Annotated in this window: 10 protein-coding genes and 3 rRNA genes; 7 read left to right on the top strand and 6 right to left on the bottom strand. The window is 66.6% G+C overall.

Translation table 11 applies throughout. The annotated features are described in order from the left end of the window. The first annotated feature begins 56 nt into the window (after nt 1–56). The 5 genes from LQK93_RS10360 to LQK93_RS10340 all read left to right on the top strand — a co-directional run bounded on the left by LQK93_RS10360 (nt 57) and on the right by LQK93_RS10340 (nt 7,747). Nucleotides 57–1,472 carry a DNRLRE domain-containing protein gene (locus tag LQK93_RS10360; RefSeq protein WP_374967716.1) on the top strand — a complete coding sequence of 472 codons (1,416 nt, stop codon included), beginning with the start codon at nt 57–59 and terminating at the stop codon, nt 1,470–1,472. A 171-nt stretch (nt 1,473–1,643) separates the two neighbouring features. Next, a complete protein-coding gene (locus LQK93_RS10355) occupies nt 1,644–3,221 on the top strand; it encodes an ArnT family glycosyltransferase (protein ID WP_374967715.1) in 1,578 nt (525 codons plus the stop codon). Further along, a complete protein-coding gene (locus LQK93_RS10350; RefSeq protein ID WP_374967714.1) occupies nt 3,218–4,576 on the top strand; it encodes an alkaline phosphatase family protein in 1,359 nt (452 codons plus the stop codon). Before LQK93_RS10355 ends, LQK93_RS10350 begins: the two co-directional genes overlap by 4 nt. 46 nt (nt 4,577–4,622) lie before the next feature. Further along, nucleotides 4,623–5,597 (top strand): hypothetical protein, encoded by a 975-nt coding sequence (locus LQK93_RS10345; RefSeq protein ID WP_374967713.1) that lies wholly within the window; start codon nt 4,623–4,625, stop codon nt 5,595–5,597. Further along, nucleotides 5,594–7,747: an endo-1,3-alpha-glucanase family glycosylhydrolase gene (locus LQK93_RS10340; RefSeq protein ID WP_374967712.1), complete on the top strand. Its 2,154-nt coding sequence runs from the start codon at nt 5,594–5,596 to the stop codon at nt 7,745–7,747. The genes LQK93_RS10345 and LQK93_RS10340 overlap by 4 nt, the downstream gene beginning before the upstream one ends. A gap of 13 nt (nt 7,748–7,760) precedes the next feature. Here LQK93_RS10340 and LQK93_RS10335 read toward each other — a convergent pair whose 3' ends face one another. Together LQK93_RS10335 and LQK93_RS10330 are read right to left on the bottom strand one after the other, a co-directional pair. Next, entirely contained in the window at nt 7,761–9,776 is a 2,016-nt protein-coding gene (locus LQK93_RS10335; protein ID WP_374967711.1) for a phosphocholine-specific phospholipase C, read from the bottom strand. Nucleotides 9,777–9,873: 97 nt separating this feature from the next. Beyond that, nucleotides 9,874–10,491 carry a hypothetical protein gene (locus LQK93_RS10330; protein WP_374967710.1) on the bottom strand — a complete coding sequence of 206 codons (618 nt, stop codon included), beginning with the start codon at nt 10,489–10,491 and terminating at the stop codon, nt 9,874–9,876. A gap of 291 nt (nt 10,492–10,782) precedes the next feature. On the opposite strand from LQK93_RS10330, the gene LQK93_RS10325 reads away from it, so the two are divergent. Then, nucleotides 10,783–12,060 (top strand): M48 family metallopeptidase, encoded by a 1,278-nt coding sequence (locus LQK93_RS10325; RefSeq protein WP_374967709.1) that lies wholly within the window; start codon nt 10,783–10,785, stop codon nt 12,058–12,060. 118 nt (nt 12,061–12,178) lie between these two features. Here LQK93_RS10325 and rrf read toward each other — a convergent pair. The 3 genes from rrf to LQK93_RS10310 form a co-directional block, all read right to left on the bottom strand. Continuing rightward, nucleotides 12,179–12,295, bottom strand: a 5S ribosomal RNA gene (rrf, locus tag LQK93_RS10320). 82 nt (nt 12,296–12,377) lie between these two features. Next, nucleotides 12,378–15,511 (bottom strand): 23S ribosomal RNA (locus LQK93_RS10315). Nucleotides 15,512–15,896: 385 nt separating this feature from the next. Next, nucleotides 15,897–17,419, bottom strand: a 16S ribosomal RNA gene (locus LQK93_RS10310). Together the 16S, 23S and 5S rRNA genes form the textbook arrangement of a ribosomal RNA operon. Nucleotides 17,420–18,049: 630 nt before the next feature. Here LQK93_RS10310 and LQK93_RS10305 point away from each other — a divergent pair. Further along, entirely contained in the window at nt 18,050–18,493 is a 444-nt protein-coding gene (locus tag LQK93_RS10305; RefSeq protein WP_374967708.1) for a PA2169 family four-helix-bundle protein, read from the top strand. A gap of 105 nt (nt 18,494–18,598) precedes the next feature. Here LQK93_RS10305 and LQK93_RS10300 read toward each other — a convergent pair whose 3' ends face one another. Next, nucleotides 18,599–19,534 carry a TIM barrel protein gene (locus tag LQK93_RS10300; protein WP_374967707.1) on the bottom strand — a complete coding sequence of 312 codons (936 nt, stop codon included), beginning with the start codon at nt 19,532–19,534 and terminating at the stop codon, nt 18,599–18,601. Nucleotides 19,535–19,655: the final 121 nt, after the last annotated feature.

The following is a 19,655-nucleotide window of genomic DNA, read 5'->3' as shown; positions in this document are numbered from 1 at the left end:
ATGTACGACTTCGCATCCCGTGGCAACCCGCCACGGCCCGCGACTAAGGACAACTCATGAACAAGCTGACTCGCTCACTGGCGATCGTCGCTCTCCTCTGTCTCGCCGGGTTCGCCTGCAGCCCGGCCCTGTCCGCCGACGCCGCCACGGTCAGCGTTGTCGCCTCGGCCGACGCGTACGTCGCCTCGAACGCGCCCGACGCGAACTTCGGTTCGGGCACGACGCTCCAGGCCGACGCCTCACCCGTGAACATCATCTACCTGAAGTTCGACGTCACGAACTTCACGGCGGCGCCCGACCAGGTCCTGCTGCACGTCTACACCCGCTCGACCGGCACGACGCCGGTCAAGCTGGCGGTCGAGCCGTCGTCCTGGACGGAGTCCGGAATCACCTACAACAACCGGCCCGCGCTCGGCACCCTCGTGGCGAACTCCGGCGCCCTGACGGCCGGCACGTGGATCAGCATCGATGTCACGAAGTACGTGCAGTCGAACGGCACCTACAGCTTCGCGTTGACGACGGGTGCGACCGCCGTCCGCCTGTTCGACAGTCGTGAGAGCGCGAACGCCCCGTACCTGGAGGTCACGGCCGGCGCACCGCCGTCGTCCGACCCCGTCGTCGTCGGCGCCGGCGATGTCGCGTGCGCGCCCACCGAGGCCGCGTACAACGGCGGCGCCGGCACGGCTACCGCATGCCACATGGGTGCGACCGCCCAGCTCGTCCAGAGCCTCAGTCCCGCTTCGGTCCTCATGCTGGGCGACGGCCAGTACAACAGCGGCACGCTCTCCGACTACAAGACCTCCTATGGCGCGTCGTGGGGCGCCTTCAAGTCACTGACCGATCCCACCGTCGGCAACCACGAGTACGGCACGACGGGCGCCGGCGGCTACTTCACCTACTTCGGCAATCTCGCCACGCCGCGCCAGCCGACGTGCACCTCCAGGTGCGACGGCTACTACAGCTACGACGTCGGGGCCTGGCACATCGTCTCCATCAACGCCGAGTGCACACGGATCAACGGCGGGACCGGCTGCGCCGTCGGCTCGCCTCAGGAAACGTGGCTCAAGGCCGACCTGGCGGCGCACCCCAACGTGTGCACGCTCGTGTACGGCCACCGCCCGCGCTGGAGCTCCAACTCGTTCGCCAGCGCGGACATCGCCCCGCTCGTCGCCGACATGTACGACGCCGGCGTCGACATCTACCTGTCGGGTCACGCGCACTCCTACGAGCGGTTCGCGCCCCAAGACCCCTCAGGAAAGGCAGACGCGACCAGCGGTATCCGCCAGTTCGTCGTCGGGACCGGCGGTGAGAACTTCACCGGCTTCGGGACCACGGCGGCCAACTCGCAGCTGCGCAAGACGAACATCTTCGGCGTGATGAAGCTGGCGCTCCACCCGCAGAGCTACGACTTCCGATTCGTTCCGGACCCGGCAACGCCGTTCTCCGACTCGGGCAGCGGCACCTGCCACTGACCCCGTTGCCCACCTTCATCACGATCGCGCCGATCCTTGTCTGTGTATCGACTGACGGTGACCTCGATTCGTGCCGATGAACCGAGCCGATCAGGTGATGGTGGTATCCCGGGTCCAGCTTGACCATCGAGTCACCTGGCGCGTTCATCCGTTCGACCCGAAGGGTGCGTCATGATCGTTGTCGACCTCCTGAGGCGCCGCGCGCCGTCGGGTGATGCGCCCGGGAGTCCCGTCCTCGACGTCATGCGCTACGACAGGGGCCTGGTGCCGTGGCTGGGGCTCGCCATCGCCATCGTGGCCGGCACTTTCCTGCGCCTCTGGCAGATCGGGTCGCTCGGTCTCAACAGTGATGAGACCGTGTATGCCGGACAGGCGGCCAGCATCGCCGGCAACCCTGCCTACACCGAGTACTTCCCGATCTTCCGAGCCCACCCGTTGCTCTTCCAGAGCCTGCTGTCGGTCTACTACCAGTGGAGCGACAGCGACATGGCGGGGCGGGTCCTGTCGGCCGCCTTCGGCGTCGCCACGATCTTCGTCACCTACAAGGTCGGGGCCGCGTTGTACGACCGCCGGGTCGGAGCGATCGCCGCCCTCGTCCTCGCCGTCATGCCGTACCACGTCGTCGTGACGCGGCAGACCCTGCTGGACGGCGCCATGGTGTTCTTCGCGACGACAGCGCTGTACTTCCTGGCCCGTTACTGCGGCGAGCAGCGTGACCGCTACGCGCTGGCATGCGCGGCCGCCATGGGCCTGGCCTTCCTGACCAAGGAGACGGCCGTGGTGCTGTGGGGCGGGGTCTACCTCTTCTTCATGCTCTCGCGCGCCCTGTACATCCGGCTGCCCACGGTCTTCGGGATGGCAGTCGTGTTCAGCAGTCTGGCGCTCGCCTTCTGGATGGCCCTGAGGCTGTCCGGAGCGGCTCGCACGGGGGACAACTACGTCGTGTGGCAGCTGTTCCGCCGGCCGAACCACACGCTCGCCTTCTACGGGCAGACGGTTCCCGTGTCGATCGGCCTGGTCGTCCTGGTGGTCGCGGCCGCCGGCTTCATCGGCCGCCGGCTCGCGTGGCAGGAGGGGCTGCTGCTCGCCTGGGCCGTGGTGCCTCTCGCCTTCTTCGAGCTGATGCCCGTCAAGGGATTCCAGTACCTCCTGCCCGTGGCGCCCGTTGCCGCGGTGCTCGCCGGACGCAGCGTCATGCTGTTGGCCCGGTCGCAGCGGCTCGCGTCGTGGAACACGGGGCGGGCCCGCCTGGTGGCGTCCGGCCTGCTCGCCGTGATGCTGACCGCCCAGTCGGTCGCGGTGTGGCCCGTCGTCTCGCCCGCAGCGTCCGCCGCGTTCCTGGCCGGCGCCGGCGGGTTGCCGGCCGGCCGGGAAGCGGGCACCTGGATCGGGCGCAACCTACCCCGGGACTGCGTGCTGCTGACGCTGGGACCATCGATGGCCAACGTGATCGAGTTCTACGGTCATCGGCAGGCCTACGGCCTGTCGGTGAGCCCGAACCCGCTCAACCGCAACCCGGCCTACGTCCCGGTCGAGAACGTCGACCGTGAGCTCAGGCAGGGCAACATCCAGTACGTGGTGTGGGACAGCTTCTCGGCCGAGAGGTCGCCCAGCTTCTCCGCCAAGCTGCTCGGCTACGTCCACAAGTACCGCGGCATCGCGATCCACACCGAGTCCGTCGCGGTGACGGCGGAGGACGGGTCCCTCACCCACCGTCCTGCCGTCACCATCTACGAGGTGCAGCCATGAGACGACTCCTGACCGCCGTGATGGCCCTCCTGGTCGTCGTGATGCCCGCCACCCTCGCCTCGGCCACGCCGCCCACCGCTCCCACCACCACGCCGATCAAGCACCTGGTCGTCCTGATGCAGGGCAACCACTCGTTCGACAACTACTTCGGCACGTACGCCCGAGCCGACGGCATCCCGAAGGGCGTGTGCCAGAAGGTCAACCTGCAGGTGAAGACGACCAAGGGCTGTGTCACCCCGTTCCACATCTCGCCCACGTCGGCGCCCGTCGACCTCAACCACGGCCCCGCGGTGCAGAAGTACCAGTACAACGACGGCAAGATGGACGGTTTCGTAGCCGCCTACCGGCGCCTGGGGCAGGACGGCACCGGCGCCATGGGTCACTACGACGGACGCGAGCTCCCCTACTACTGGAACCTCGCCCAGTCGTTCGTCCTCTTCGATCGTTTCTTCGCCTCGACGCGGGCGGGCAACCGCGAGAGCTACCTGTACTGGGTGGCCGGCACCGCGCCGAGCAGCCCGGCGGGCATCCTGCGCGACAGCGCCGGCTATGACGCACTTCCCACGATCTTCGATCGCCTGGCCGCACGGGGCATCGCGGCCAGGTTCTACGTGGAGAACTACAACCCGCGGCTGGCCGACCCCGCGTCGGGTAGCCGGTCCCGGACAAGCCAGCTGGTCAAGGTCCCGCTGCTGTCGATGTCCCGCTTCCGTACCGATCCGGCGCTCTCGGGCACGGTCGTCGACCTGTCCCAGTACTACCGGGACCTGCGGGACAGGACGCTGCCGGCCGTGTCGTACGTCGTCATGACGGGTTCCAGCGAGAACCCGCCGTCGCGTGTCGACATCGGGCAGGAGGCCGTCCGCAAGATGACCTCTGCGCTCATGCGCAGCCCCTACTGGGCGACGTCCGCGTTCATGCTGACGTACGACGGATGGGGTGGGTGGTACGACCACGTCGCACCGCCTCGCGTCGACGCCCGCGGGTACGGTTTCCGGGTTCCGGCCCTTCTCGCCAGCCCCTATGCCAAACGCGGGTTCATCGACCACACGGTGCTGGACTACACAGCGATCCCGCGCTTCATCGAACAGAACTGGTCCCTCGCGCCGCTCGCACAGCGCGACGCCGCGTCGGCCGGCCTTGCCTCGGCGTTCGACTTCGCGTCCCCGCCCGCCCAGGCCCGCATCGTCGGGGCCACCAGGGTGGCTCCGCCCGCTGACACGGGAGGGCTTCACGCCAGTACGGCCATCTACACGTGCTACGGCCTCGCGCTCGTGCTCGCCGTCGGCCTCATGGTGTGGACGGGCGTCCGCCGTGCTCGGCACCGGAGGGGACGTGCGACCCGTGTGGCGTGACCGTGTCCTTCGGGCGCTGGTGACCTGTGTCATCGCGATCGGGCCCATGGCTGGGGCAGCCTCGGCCGCAACCGGACCCAAACCGGTCGCGACGAGCGCCACCGTCAACATCGTGACCGTGCCGCCGGTTCCAGGGGCTGCGTTCATCTTCGACGGCCGGCCCGTCGTGACGGACAGGCAAGGCATCGCCCACATCACCGTCCCTGCCGGCAAGCGAGGCCATACGCTGGCGGTCAAGTCCACTCACATCCAGCAGGCCGGTAGCGACTACTCCTTCGTGCGGTGGTGGCGCACGGGCCACCACACCCAGGACTACGAGCGCACGCTCACCGGCCTCAAGGTCCGCAAGAACCTGACGATCAAGGCCGCGTACCGCGCCAGCTTCACCGTGACCTACGGGTTCGCGGACCCGGCCAAGCGCGCCGTAGCCCACTCCCGCGTGGCGGCCGTGGAGTTCCGCGGCGACAACGGTCAGACCGTCACCGCCACCGGCGCCGGAACGGTCCGCCTTCTCGGGATCAGGCCCGTCAACAGCAGCGGCACCCTCGTGGCCAAGGAGATCAAGTACACGGTCCAGCGAGTGCAGGTGGACGGCTCCAACGTGGTGCGGGTCAACCAACAGCCGTTCGTGCCGAGCCAGAAGCAGACCGTGACGATCTCGTTGCTGCTCCTCGGTGCCCACTTCAGGACGCGCGACTTCCTGTTCGGCTCCCCGGTGGGAACCACGGTCCTGCTGACCTATCCCGACAACACGACGAAGCGCGTCCCGCTCGATGCCCTCGGCCAGGCGGACGTGGCCGGGCTCGCGCGTGGCAACTACACGGTCAGGGTCGAGGCGCCCGGTATCGCGTTCACGCGCCCCGTCGCGCTGTCGCGCAACCAGTACGTCGACCTGCCTGTCGTGACGTACCGTGACCTCGGTGTCGTCGGCGGCATGGCCGTTCTGGTGCTCGGGTCGCTCTTGGCCGTCAAGCTGCTGCGTCTACGGTCCCGGCGTCGAACGGTCCCGGCCACGTCATGAGACGGCTGAGGCTCGTGTGCGTCTTGGCGGCCGTCGTGGCCGTGGTGGCCGCGCTCGTCTTCAACCCTGCCCCCACCGCCGGCGCCGCGTCGGCGACCGCGCCAGCTGTGAAGAACATCCCGGTGCTGGCGTACTACTACCAGTGGTTCGATGTCGCCTCCTGGGATCGCGCCAAACGGGACTACCCGCTCTCGGGGCGGTACTCCAGCGACGACCCGACCGTCATGGCGCGCCACATCACGCAGGCCAAGGCCGCGGGTATCGACGGGTTCATCGTGTCGTGGAAGGACACGCCGGTGAACGACCGTCGGCTGTCGACCCTCATGGACGTGGCCCGCCGACAGCATTTCAAGCTGGCGGTGATCTACCAGGGCCTCGACTTCTCCCGCCGGCCGCTGCCCATCGAGCGCGTCGCGCACGACATGGCCCTGTTCAGGGACGAGTACGCGCCGGATCCCGTCTTCGACATCTTCGGCAAGCCGCTGCTCATCTGGTCAGGGACGTGGGCGTTCGACGCCGCCGACATCGCGTCCGTCACGGCACCGCTGCGGCAACGCCTGCTCGTGCTCGCCACGGAGAAGAGCGTGCAGGGCTACGAGCGGGTCGCGCCGAGCTTCGACGGCGACGCGTACTACTGGTCGTCGGTCGATCCGCTGGCGAACCCGGGCTACGTGCCCAAGCTGCGTGACATGTCGAGCGCGGTCCATGCACACGGGGGGTTGTGGCTGGCTCCGTTCGCGCCGGGTTTCGACGCCCGCGACGTCGGCGGGACGAGCATGGTGCCTCGCCGTGACGGCCAGACCTTGCGCGCGGAATACGCTGCGGCCGTGGCCTCGTCGCCGGACGCCCTCGCGCTGATCTCCTGGAACGAGTTCAGCGAGAACACCCACGTCGAACCGAGCGAGGCGAACGGAGCGACGTACCTGACGGCCCTTCGCTCGCTGATCGGCACGACCGGCCTCGCGGTGTCGCCCCTGGCGCAGGATTCGAGTGATTCCCCGAGCGGGAGAGGAAGGTCGATGACAGCACTGTTCGCCATCCTCCTGATGTGCCTGTTGCTGCTGGCCCCCCTGGCCTGGCGCTTGCTCGCGCGCAACCCACAGCCTGCTGGTTCGGCAGCGCCGACCGCCCGGCCGTTCCGTGCCAGGTGGCGTGCCAACGTGGCGCGCCACCGACTGCTGGTGATCGCGGTGCTGGCCGCGGTCCTCGTGCTCCTGCTCGTTGCGGGGTCGAATGTCTTCGGCGCGACCTCCTGGACGGGCACCGGAACGGCTTCGCCGCTGTACCGGGGGCCGCAGCCGGTGCGTTCGGCTGCGCAGGCCGTCGTGGTGGCGGCGGGCGACATCGCGTGCCCGGCCGACAAGACCCTGCTGACCGAGGAGAAGTCCTCCCCGCACTCCTGCCGCATGCAGGAGACCGCGGGACTGATCGGCCAGGTGAGCCCGGACGGCGTGCTGGCGCTGGGCGACAACCAGTACCCGAGCGGGGCGCTGAAGGAGTACCTCGCCTCGTACGAGGCGAGCTGGGGCAAGTTCAAGAGCATCACCTTTCCGGTGCCGGGCAACCATGAGTACGGCTGGCCGGAAGCCCAGGGCTACTACGCCTACTTCGGCCCGCGGGCCGGCGACCCCGACAAGGGCTACTACAGCTATGACCTGGGCGGATGGCACCTTGTCGCGCTCAACTCGGAGTGCGCCCACGTCGGCGGCTGCCAGCAGGGGTCGCCGCAGGAGAGGTGGCTGCGCGCCGACCTGGCGGCCCACCCGACGCGCTGCACGTTGGCGTACTGGCACAAGCCTCGCTACTCCTCGGGCAACCACGGCGCCGACGTCGAGATGGGCGATGTCTGGAGAGACCTCATGGCCGCCGGGGTCGAGGTGGTCCTGAGCGGCCACGACCACGACTACGAGCGGCTCGCGCCGCTCGACAACGACGGTCAGCCGAGCGCCCAAGGCGTTCGCTCGTTCGTCGTGGGCACCGGGGGCGACACCCACTACAAGTTCCAGCGACCGGTGGCCGGCAGCCAGTTCCGTCTGGCGAACACCTTCGGCCTGCTCAAGCTGACGCTCCACGCCACGTCGTACGACTGGTCCTTCCTGGCCTCGCCGGGAGGGGCGGTGATGGACTCGGGCAGCGCGCAGTGCGCGTGACCGGTTCGCAGGGTCAGCCGTTGCCGCGCCCCAGCGCAGGTTCGCTCACCGAGGGCCGGCCGTTCTCGAGGTGCCCGGCGAAACCGCGGAGGAAGCCGGTGCCGTCGACCACGACGGTCAGGTCGTACCAGCCGCCCGTGCTCGCCGTGTCGATCGTGACCGGGCGTCGTCCCACGCGGGTCCGCCCGCCGTATGCGTTCACGACCGTCACGTCGACGCCGCGGGGGGCGTCGACGTGGACGGCGACGCGGTGGCTGCGTCCCTCGCGACGCAGCTCCACGCGTACGTGCTCGGGACGCGGGCCACCCGCGAAGCGGCGGAAGAAGCCGTTGGGACCGTGCAGGTGGATGTCGTACTGCCCCGCGACCGGCCACGTGGCGCGCAGCTCGTCCCCGGCGCCGACGGTGTAGCTCTGCGGCTGGCCGGCGGGCTCGATGAGCCGGGCCTGCAGGTGGACGCCGCGACGGCCGCGGTTGTCGAGGTCGACGGTGACGGCCCCTGCGGTCTGGCGCTCACGCACCTCGAGGTCGTAGCCGATGGGGCGGGCGGGACGCGTGCCGGGTTCCTGGCTCGGCATCGTGCCCTGCGCGGGCGGGGTCGGGCGGTAGCTCGGGTGGCGCTTGTCGTCGAAGGGCTTCCAGCTCGTGGTGCTCGGCAGCACCGGGATCTCCTGCACGGTCTTCGAGAAGTCGAACGCCGACGTCAGGTCGCCGGCGACGGCGCGACGCCACGGCGTGATGTTGGGCTCCTTGACGCCGAACCGGGCCTCCATGAGCCGGATGACCGACGTGTGGTCGAACGTCTCGGAGCAGACCCAGCCCCCGGTGCTCCACGGGGAGACGACGAACATCGGCACGCGCGGGCCCATGCCGTAGTCGCCCGCGCCGTACGTGCCGTCGTAGAACTCGTTCTCCGTCGAAACCGTCGAAGCCCCAGGAATGACAGGCGAGTTCGTGTGCGGCGGCACGAGGTGGTCGAAGAAGCCGTCGTTCTCGTCGTAGGTGATGAGCAGGATCGTCCTGGCCCACACCTCGGGGTTGGAGGTCAGGGTGTCGAGGACCTTGGAGATGTACCAGGCGCCGTAGTTGGTCGGCCAGTTGGCGTGCTCGCTGAAGGCCTCGGGAGCCGCGATGTAGCTGACCGAGGGCAGCGTGCCGGCCTCGACGTCCTTGCGCAGCAGCTCGAAGTAGTCCTGCCCGTCGCGCGCCTTGGTGCCGGTGCGGGCCTTCTCGTAGAGCGCCGAACCGGGGGTGGCGTCGCGGTAGCTGTTGAAGTAGAGCAGCGAGTTGTCGCCGTAGTTGCCGATGTAGGGGTCGGAGGTCCAGCCCCACGAGCCGGCGGAGTCCAGGCCCGTGCCCTCGTCCTGGTAGACCTTCCACGAGACACCGGCCCGCTCGAGGCGCTCGGGGTAGGTGCGCCAGTCGTAGCCGGCCTCGTCGTTGTAGAGGACGGGGCCGCCGCCCTTGCCGTCGTTGCCGGTCCAGCCGCTCCACAGGTAGTAGCGGTTCGGGTCGGTGTTGCCGATGAACGAGCAGTAGTACGCGTCGCAGACCGTGAACGCGTCGGCGAGGGCGTAGTGGAACGCGGCGTCTTCGCGCTTCAGGTAGGCCATGGTCGTCGTCCCCTTGGCCGGGACCCACCCGTTGTACTGGCCCTTGTTGACCGCGGCCTGGCCGTCGCTCCAGCCGTGCGGCAGGCCCTCGAGGAAGGCCGCGCCGAGGTCGTCGGCGGACGGGTGGAACGGCAGGGTCTCGCGCGTTCCGTCGGACTGGTGCCAGACGTTCCGGCCGCTCGGCAGCTGGACGGGGTGCGGGTCCCCGAACCCGCGGACCCCGCGGAGGCTGCCGAGGTAGTGCTCGAAGGAGCGGTTCTCCTGCATGAGGACGACGATGTGATCGACGTCCTTGATCGATCCGGTGGCCCGGTTGGCGGGGATGGCGGCGGCGCGGGCGATGCTCTGGTCGAGCATCGTGACGGCCGCGGCGCCGCCGGCGATCTGGAGGAAGCGGCGACGGTCGAGGTTGACCATGGGGTTCTCCTGGGGAGTGCGACGGGGAGCGTCCCCAACGTCCCCCTCCCGGGCGAACGTGGCTGGGCGCACAGGTGGCCGGCGCGCGAAGTCCTGGTCAGCCCTCGCGCCGGAGATGCAGCGCGACCACGTGCCAGGCGTGGTCTCGTTCGTCGGGTGCCCACCGGCTCCCGGACAGGGCCACCTGTGCCAGCCGGTCGCCCGCGGCCAGGAAGGCGACGTCAGCCAAGCCTGAGCCCGTCCCGACCGTCGACGTGCGTACCTCAACGCCGTCGATCGTCCGCCCTGCGGTGGCGGGGTCGCAGGTCGCGTATGCGTGCCGCTCGAACGTGACCGCGCCCCAGGGGTCGCCGGTTGGCAGCGTGTACTCGGCGTAGGTGAACGAGCGCGTCGGCGGCCCGGGCCCGCGGCCGTCCCCGGTCGACCGGGTCAGGGCGGCGGACGCTCCCTCGAGGATCCTGACCTGCTGGGCGCGGAAGGTGAGGAGGAACTGCGTGGGGTCGGGCACCGCCCACGTCGTCGCCCCTCGGCAGCCGAACCTCTTCGTGGGCCAGGAGCGGCAGCTCGGGTCCCACGCGTCACGCCCGGGCAGGACGAGACGGACGTTGACCACGCCGGGGAACGCCCTGGGGAACAGCTGCGGCCCGGGCAGGGTGCTGCGGCGGGCGTCGAGTCGCTCGTTCACGCACTCGGCGGCCTCGGGCACTGCCGTCATCCCGTCGATCGTGGTCAGGAACGGTGCGGGGCTTGCCGCCGGTGGGGTTCCGACATACCCCGGAGGCGTTGCGGCGGTACAGGCGGACAGCATCGCTGCGGCGGCGGCGAGGCGGACCCACCCTGCCGAGGGTGTGGCGCCGCGCCCGACCGTTCTGGGCGCGCGTGGCAGTCCGCCCAGCCGCGCGGTCGCGCGGCCTCCGGGCGGCGGGTCGCCGCCGTTGTCCACCCTTCCAGCCTAGGAGGCCCGAGGGCCACCATGGGTGCGTCGAGGAACGCGAAGGGGGCAGCCGTGGACGCAGGCGAGCTGGCCGTGGTGGCGCTGGCCGCACTGGCCGCCGTGCAGGTGGTCGCCACCCTCACGCTCGTGCCCTGGCGGATGCGCGGCCCGACGCGCGCCGCCCAGGAGGATGCGCTGCGCCAGGTGCCGGCCGACGTCGTCACGCAAGGTCGGGCCCTGCGCGCCGCCCTCCGCCCCAGCTCGTACGGCTCGCTGCTGACCAGCCTCGTGGCGCCCCTCCTGCTCGGGTTCACCCCGGCAGGCGCCGAGGTCGTCCGCCGCGTGGCCGAGCCGTTCGGCGGCCACTGGCTGGCCGCCGCGGTGCTGGGCGGCCTGTCCGTCCTCGCGCTCCTCTGGCTCGTGTCGCTGCCGTTCGCGGCCTGGCGCCATGTCGTGCTCGGCCGCTTCGGGCTCTCCACCCAGACCTGGGGCAGCTGGACGGCGGACCTGCTCAGGGGCGCGGGGCTCGCGCTGGCCCTGGGGACGGTCCTGCTCGCCGGCTTCTACACGCTGACCCACTTCGTGCCGGACTGGTGGTGGGCCTGGGCCGCGGTGGGGGCCGGCGCCCTCGTCGTGCTGCTGTCGTTCGTCTTCCCGGTCCTCGTCGAGCCGGTGTTCAACACGTTCACCGCCATGCCGTCCGGACCGCTCCGCGACGAGCTGTTGATCATGGCGGCTCGCGACCAGCTGCCCGTGGGCGACGTGCTGGTCGCGGACGCGTCGCGGCGCACGACCGGGCTCAACGCCTACGTGTCGGGTCTGGGGGCGACCCGGCGGATCGTCGTCTACGACACGCTCCTGCGCGAGGCGCCTGCCGGCGAGGTGCGCAGCGTCGTCGCCCACGAGCTGGGTCACGCCACGGCACGCGACCCCGAGGCGGGCGCCCTGCTCGGGTCCGTCGGCGCGGCCACCGCCGTCGTCGCCCTGTATGTGCTGGGTCAGTGGGATGGGCTGCTTCGCCTGGCAGGGGTGGACTCCATCGGCTCGCCGGAGGCGATCGGCCTCGGCGCGGCACTGGCCGCACTGGCGGGGCTCGCCACGCGCCCGCTGCAGAACCTCATCTCCCGCCGGGTCGAGGCTCGCGCCGACCGACACGCGCTCGTGCTGACCGGTGACCCCGCCGGCTTCGCCGCGACGCAACTGCGCCTCGCCGCCACCAACCTGGCGGATGTCCGCCCACCCCGCCTCGAGTACGTCCTGTTCGCCACTCACCCGGACACGGTGGAACGACTCGCGACTTCCCGCGAGGCGAACGGAGCAGCGCCCACCAACGGCACCAGCCACTCGTGAGCGCAGGCCGGCGGCCCACGAGCAGATCGCCGGGTCGAGGAGAGCCCCGGGGACGCACAAGTGGACGCAGACATGCGACAACCCCGCCGGTTGCCCGGCGGGGTTGTCGTGAGAATGTGTCCGGCTGCGTCCTACTCTCCCACACCGTCACCAGTGCAGTACCATCGGCGCTGAAGGGCTTAGCTTCCGGGTTCGGAATGGAGCCGGGCGTTTCCCCTTCGCTATGACAGCCGAAACTCTATGGAGATATCAAAATCAGTGGGCACGAGTTCCCGTTTGTATCTCGGGAACCGCACAGTGGACGCGTAGCATCTTTGTAAGTCAAGTTATCGGCTTATTAGTACCGGTCAGCTCCACACATTGCTGTGCTTCCACATCCGGCCTATCAACCCAGTCGTCTAGCTGGGAGCCTCTCGCCCTCGCGGGCCTGGAAACCTCATCTTGAAACGTGCTTCCCGCTTAGATGCTTTCAGCGGTTATCACTTCCGAACGTAGCTAATCAGCGGTGCCCTTGGCAGGACAACTGACACACCAGAGGTTCGTCCATCCCGGTCCTCTCGTACTAGGGACAGCCTTTCTCAAGTTTCCTACGCGCACAGCGGATAGGGACCGAACTGTCTCACGACGTTCTAAACCCAGCTCGCGTACCGCTTTAATGGGCGAACAGCCCAACCCTTGGGACCTACTCCAGCCCCAGGATGCGACGAGCCGACATCGAGGTGCCAAACCATGCCGTCGATATGGACTCTTGGGCAAGATCAGCCTGTTATCCCCGGGGTACCTTTTATCCGTTGAGCGACGGCGCTTCCACAAGCCACCGCCGGATCACTAGTCCCGACTTTCGTCCCTGCTCGACATGCCTGTCTCACAGTCAAGCTCCCTTGTGCACTTACACTCGAAACCTGATTACCAACCAGGCTGAGGGAACCTTTGGGCGCCTCCGTTACCTTTTAGGAGGCAACCGCCCCAGTTAAACTACCCACCAGGCACTGTCCCTGATCCGGATCACGGACCGAGGTTAGATATCCAGAACGACCAGAGTGGTATTTCAACGTTGACTCCACCATCACTGACGTGACGGCTTCACAGTCTCCCACCTATCCTACACAAGCCGTACCGAACACCAATACCAAGCTGTAGTAAAGGTCCCGGGGTCTTTCCGTCCTGCTGCGCGTAACGAGCATCTTTACTCGTAGTGCAATTTCGCCGAGTTCGTGGTTGAGACAGTGGAGAAGTCGTTACGCCATTCGTGCAGGTCGGAACTTACCCGACAAGGAATTTCGCTACCTTAGGATGGTTATAGTTACCACCGCCGTTTACTGGCGCTTAAGTTCTCAGCTTCGCACTTGCGTGCTAACCGGTCCCCTTAACGTTCCAGCACCGGGCAGGCGTCAGTCCGTATACATCGTCTTGCGACTTGGCACGGACCTGTGTTTTTAGTAAACAGTCGCTTCTCCCTGGTCTCTGCGGCCGATCACGCTCACCCAGCAAGTGGGGTCACGATCAGGGCCCCCCTTCTCCCGAAGTTACGGGGGTATTTTGCCGAATTCCTTAACCACGATTCACTCGATCGCCTTGGTATTCTCTACCTAACCACCTGAGTCGGTTTGGGGTACGGGCGGCTCGAACCTCGCTAGAAGTTTTTCTCGGCAGCATAGGATCACCCTCTTCCCGCATTCGCGGTCACTATCAGGTCTCAGGCTTGTATGCGGTCCGGATTTGCCTGGACCGCGCCCTACACCCTTGGACGTGGACAACCATCGCCACGCGGAGGCTACCTTCCTGCGTCACTCCATCGCTTGACTACTACCTGATCGGGCCGTGCGCTCCACCACCCGATAGACCCCGAAGGGTCTGGTGGGCGGCTTCAGGCACTTAGCATCACAAGGTTCATCAGGGGCGGTTCTTCGCCGGTTCCGGAATATCAACCGGATGTCCATCGACTACGCCTGTCGGCCTCGCCTTAGGTCCCGACTTACCCAGGGCAGATTAGCTTGACCCTGGAACCCTTGGTTATTCGGCGGACGGGTTTCTCGCCCGTCATTCGCTACTCATGCCTGCATTCTCACTCGTGTAGCCTCCACGGCTGGATCACTCCGCCGCTTCCCTGGCAACACGACGCTCCCCTACCCATCAACACGTCTGGACACCGAACCCGCAGGTGTCGGTGCCGAACAAAATGTCAATGCCACAGCTTCGGTGGTGTGCTTGAGCCCCGCTACATTGTCGGCGCGGAATCACTTGACCAGTGAGCTATTACGCACTCTTTAAAGGGTGGCTGCTTCTAAGCCAACCTCCTGGTTGTCACAGCAACTCCACATCCTTTCCCACTTAGCACACGCTTAGGGACCTTAGCTGGTGATCTGGGCTGTTTCCCTCTCGACTACGGAGCTTATCCCCCGCAGTCTCACTGCCACGCTCTCACTTACCGGCATTCGGAGTTTGGCTAACGTCAGTAACCTGGTGAGGCCCATCAGCTATCCAGTAGCTCTACCTCCGGCAAGAAACACGTGACGCTGCACCTAAATGCATTTCGGGGAGAACCAGCTATCACGGAGTTTGATTGGCCTTTCACCCCTACCCACAGCTCATCCCCTCAGTTTTCAACCTAAGTGGGTTCGGTCCTCCACGCAGTCTTACCTGCGCTTCAACCTGGCCATGGGTAGATCACTCCGCTTCGGGTCTAGACCCAGCGACTCAATCGCCCTGTTCGGACTCGCTTTCGCTACGGCTTCCCCACACGGGTTAACCTCGCCACTGAGCACTAACTCGCAGGCTCATTCTTCAAAAGGCACGCTGTCACCCCACACGCCCAACGGCGGGAGGCTCCAACGGATTGTAGGCACACGGTTTCAGGATCTATTTCACTCCCCTCCCGGGGTACTTTTCACCTTTCCCTCACGGTACTTGTCCGCTATCGGTCACCAGGGAATATTTAGGCTTAGCAGGTGGTCCTGCCAGATTCACACGGGATTTCTCGGGCCCCGTGCTACTTGGGAAACACCACCGGGAGTCCACACCATTTCGTCTACGGGGGTCGCACCCTCTATGCCGAGCCATTCAATGCTCTTCGACTATGACGCAGATTTCTCACTCCCTGCCGGCCTGTCAGAGCCGGCTGGCGGGTCCCACGACCCCGAACGTGCAACGCCTGACAGCTATCACACACGCCCGGTTTAGCCTCATCCGCTTTCGCTCGCCACTACTCACGGAATCACATGTTGTTTTCTCTTCCTGTGGGTACTGAGATGTTTCACTTCCCCACGTTCCCTCCACGCACCCTATATATTCAGGTGCGGGTGACTGGACTTGCCTCCAGCCGGGTTTCCCCATTCGGAAATCCTCGGATCACAGTCTGGTTATCGACTACCCGAGGCTTATCGCAGATTCCTACGTCCTTCTTCGGTTCCTGGTGCCAAGGCATCCACCGTGTGCCCTTAAAAACTTGACACTACAAAGATGCTCGCGTCCACTGTGAAGTTCTCAACATACAACCGGCACCCCACACCCAACCCAGCAACCGCCAGGCTTTCGGTGGGGCCCACGACCAGAAGAAACCCGGCCACACCAACCACCAGGACTGCGTTCCCGCACCCTAGCCGGTTGGTGTTGCCCGATCCTTCAGGACCCAACAACGTGTCAGACACCGCACCCACCGCCCCTCACGTTCCACTGCCAGCAGCCCGCAAAGCGAACAGCCAGCTTGTACTTGTGAGAGACACCAGGACGGTGTCAAGTAATCGATGTTCCACCCTTGAGCACCCGCTGCCCCACACTCGGGGACAGACCGGGCTCTGGAACGCAAACCCGAGGGTCTGCGATCAGATGCTCCTTAGAAAGGAGGTGATCCAGCCGCACCTTCCGGTACGGCTACCTTGTTACGACTTAGTCCCAATCGCCAGTCCCACCTTCGACGGCTCCCCCCACAAGGGTTGGGCCACCGGCTTCGGGTGTTACCGACTTTCGTGACTTGACGGGCGGTGTGTACAAGGCCCGGGAACGTATTCACCGCAGCGTTGCTGATCTGCGATTACTAGCGACTCCGACTTCATGGGGTCGAGTTGCAGACCCCAATCCGAACTGAGACCGGTTTTTTGGGATTCGCTCCACCTCGCGGTATCGCAGCCCTTTGTACCGGCCATTGTAGCATGCGTGAAGCCCAAGACATAAGGGGCATGATGATTTGACGTCATCCCCACCTTCCTCCGAGTTGACCCCGGCAGTCTCCTATGAGTCCCCACCATCACGTGCTGGCAACATAGAACGAGGGTTGCGCTCGTTGCGGGACTTAACCCAACATCTCACGACACGAGCTGACGACAACCATGCACCACCTGTACACCGGTCCGAAGACGCACCCATCTCTGGGTGATTCCGGTGTATGTCAAGCCTTGGTAAGGTTCTTCGCGTTGCATCGAATTAATCCGCATGCTCCGCCGCTTGTGCGGGCCCCCGTCAATTCCTTTGAGTTTTAGCCTTGCGGCCGTACTCCCCAGGCGGGGAACTTAATGCGTTAGCTGCGGCACGGATCTCGTGGAATGAGACCCACACCTAGTTCCCAACGTTTACGGCATGGACTACCAGGGTATCTAATCCTGTTCGCTCCCCATGCTTTCGCTTCTCAGTGTCAGTAATGGCCCAGAGACCTGCCTTCGCCATCGGTGTTCCTCCTGATATCTGCGCATTCCACCGCTACACCAGGAATTCCAGTCTCCCCTACCACACTCTAGTCTGCCCGTACCCACTGCAAGTCCGAGGTTGAGCCTCGGATTTTCACAGCAGACGCGACAAACCACCTACAAGCTCTTTACGCCCAATAATTCCGGACAACGCTCGCACCCTACGTATTACCGCGGCTGCTGGCACGTAGTTAGCCGGTGCTTCTTCTGCAGGTACCGTCACTTGCGCTTCTTCCCTGCTGAAAGAGGTTTACAACCCGAAGGCCGTCATCCCTCACGCGGCGTCGCTGCATCAGGCTTCCGCCCATTGTGCAATATTCCCCACTGCTGCCTCCCGTAGGAGTCTGGGCCGTGTCTCAGTCCCAGTGTGGCCGGTCGCCCTCTCAGGCCGGCTACCCGTCGTCGCCTTGGTGAGCCACTACCTCACCAACAAGCTGATAGGCCGCGAGTCCATCCCAGACCGAAAAAACTTTCCACACCATGCCCATGCAGGCTGGCGTCGTATCCGGTATTAGCTCCGGTTTCCCGGGGTTATCCCAGAGTCAGGGGCAGGTTACTCACGTGTTACTCACCCGTTCGCCACTGATCAGACCAAGCAAGCTTGATCGTCACCGTTCGACTTGCATGTGTTAAGCACGCCGCCAGCGTTCGTCCTGAGCCAGGATCAAACTCTCCGTTGATGTTCAAACACCCACACGCACAAGCCCAAAAGACCCACACGATGAGCAAACTTTGAACCCCAGAAGGGTCCGAAAACCTGACTGAAGTCGAACAACCAGCTCAAAAAGAGTCAGTCATTCAATTCAACCAAAGGATATTCGCCCGAAACCAGACACAACCACCCGAACGGGCGACCATGCCAGCCCCGGGACGAGGTAATTGGCATCGATTTTTGACACGCTGTTGAGTTCTCAAGAATCGGACACACACCATCACCCGGCTCAACGAGCCAGCCTCCGGGGCTGTCTATCTTGCCCCATTCGGGGCGGTGCTCGCGACCATGGTCACGAGCGGTCGGTCAGGCTGCCGTTGCTCCGAGCCGATCCCTGTCGGGATCTCTCTTCGAGCTGAGCTGCCACCCACGGGACCGGCCAACTTCGCTCTCGATCGTGTCGATCGCGGTGGCGTCCGTTTCTCCCTGTCGGGCTGACGAAGAGAACATTACAGGGCTTCGGCCGAACCGCCAAAACGAGCCGTGCGACCCCCCTCGCGCCCGCACGAGTGGGGTCACCGCGCGCGGCGCGAGGTTCGGACGGCGGCCCCCGATGGGTAGGTGCCGGAGGACCGCAACACCGACCGAAGGAGCGCACATGTCTGACGATGCAAAGGTCGCCAAGGAGCTCGTGGAGACGCTGAAGGACGGCGAGCGAGGGTTCGCCTCGGCCGCCGAGAAGCTGCGGGACGGTGACCACCCCGAGTGGGCCACCACGCTGCAGCGCCTGTCCGAGCAGCGGGCCGGCTTCCGACGCGAGATCGTCGAGATGGGCCACGAGTACGGCGAGGACGTCGACACAAGCGGGTCCGCGACCGCTGCGGTCCACCGCGGGTGGATCGCCCTCAAGGACGCCCTGACCGGCGACGACGCAGGCAGCGTCCTCGGCGCAGCCGTCACGGGCGAGGACCACGCCGTGTCCGAGTACGAGAAGGCGCTCGAGGGCGACCTCAGCGCCGGCTTCCGCGAGGTCGTGACCCGTCAGCACGCCGCTGTGGTCGCAGCCCGCGACGAGGTCAAGGCCCTCCAGGTCGCCGCCTGACCCAACAGAACACCCCTCCGGGAAGCCTCTCGGAGGGGTGTTCTGTGTCCGGGCACGTGAGATGCGGTCGTATGCCGTGTGGCTCGCCCGCGCAGGTCAGTCGGGTCAGATGCCGACCCAGGACCGCTGCGCCTCGATGCCCAGCAGGTGGTTGAGGCTCTCCATCACCTCGCCCTTGGGGCCCTCGCCCTCCGGTGGCCCCTCGAGGACGGTGTCCTGCTCGAGGACGTACCACCCGGCATACCCTCCGTCCTCCAGGGCGTTGACGACGGCGCGCACGTCGACGTCGCCGCGTCCGAGCGGCACGTACATCCCGCCCTTGACCGCCTCGGTGTAGGTGACCTCGCCCTCCCGCACCCGGCACGCCCAGTCGAGGCGGACGTCCTTGAGGTGCACGTGCGCGATGCGCTCGGGGTGCCGGACGGCGAGCGCCACCGGGTCGCCGCCGCCGATGAGCAGGTGGCCGGTGTCGAGGCAGAGGCCGATCACCGAGCCGTCGAGGACCCGCTCGACCTCCGCGCCGCTCTCGACCACCGTGCCGACGTGCGGGTGCAGGGTCGGGGTCAGTCCACGGGCTCGCACCGTCTCGTCCAGTCGGTCGAGGTTGGCCAGCAGGGTCTCCCACGCGGCGTCGTCGAGGTCGGGGCGGCGGTCATAGCCCTCGCTCCCCGTGGCCGCCGCCAGGACGACGGTCGAGGCACCCGCCGCCACCAGGGCTTCCAGTGCCGGCTCGAGGTCGGGGAGGGGGTCGTGGTCGGGATCGTGCAGCACGAGCGGCACGAACTGGCCGACGGCCCGCAGCCCGTGCTGCCGCAGGGCCTGCGCCCTGTCCTGTGGGTCGGAGGGCAGGAAGCCCTCGGGGCCGAACTCCGTTGCCACCAGGCCGGACTCGGCCATCTCAGCCAGGACCGTCGAGGCGTCGTACTGCCAGCCCCAGCCGGGGACCTCGCACACGCCCCACGAGATCGGAGCCCCGGCCACGCGCTCGTCGAGGGGCGGGACGACGTCGGGGTTCGCCGGGTGCGGGCTGATGTCGCTCACTGCGCCTCCTCGGGCGCCACGGTGCGCCCCTCGCTGCGGGAGCCGTCACCTCCGAGGCGCAGAAAAGCGCCTGCAGCGGCAGCGAGCCCCTTGTCCTCGACGAGCCTAGAGCAGATCGGTC

This window comes from Terrabacter sp. BE26 (genome assembly GCF_041941675.1).
Taxonomy (GTDB): Bacteria; Actinomycetota; Actinomycetes; order Actinomycetales; family Dermatophilaceae; genus Terrabacter.
The sequence above is the reverse complement of the archived record's forward strand: the minus strand, read 5'-3'. Positions and strand labels throughout refer to the sequence as shown.

Excerpts from the sequence above, each read along its gene's own strand:
- LQK93_RS10360 (WP_374967716.1), top strand. The coding sequence starts at position 57 with ATGAACAAGCTGACTCGCTCACTGGCGATCGTCGCTCTCCTCTGTCTC.
- LQK93_RS10355 (WP_374967715.1), top strand. The coding sequence starts at position 1,644 with ATGATCGTTGTCGACCTCCTGAGGCGCCGCGCGCCGTCGGGTGATGCG.
- LQK93_RS10350 (WP_374967714.1), top strand. The coding sequence starts at position 3,218 with ATGAGACGACTCCTGACCGCCGTGATGGCCCTCCTGGTCGTCGTGATG.
- LQK93_RS10345 (WP_374967713.1), top strand. The coding sequence starts at position 4,623 with ATGGCTGGGGCAGCCTCGGCCGCAACCGGACCCAAACCGGTCGCGACG.
- LQK93_RS10340 (WP_374967712.1), top strand. The coding sequence starts at position 5,594 with ATGAGACGGCTGAGGCTCGTGTGCGTCTTGGCGGCCGTCGTGGCCGTG.
- LQK93_RS10335 (WP_374967711.1), bottom strand. The coding sequence starts at position 9,776 with ATGGTCAACCTCGACCGTCGCCGCTTCCTCCAGATCGCCGGCGGCGCC.
- LQK93_RS10330 (WP_374967710.1), bottom strand. The coding sequence starts at position 10,491 with ATGACGGCAGTGCCCGAGGCCGCCGAGTGCGTGAACGAGCGACTCGAC.
- LQK93_RS10305 (WP_374967708.1), top strand. The coding sequence starts at position 18,050 with ATGTCTGACGATGCAAAGGTCGCCAAGGAGCTCGTGGAGACGCTGAAG.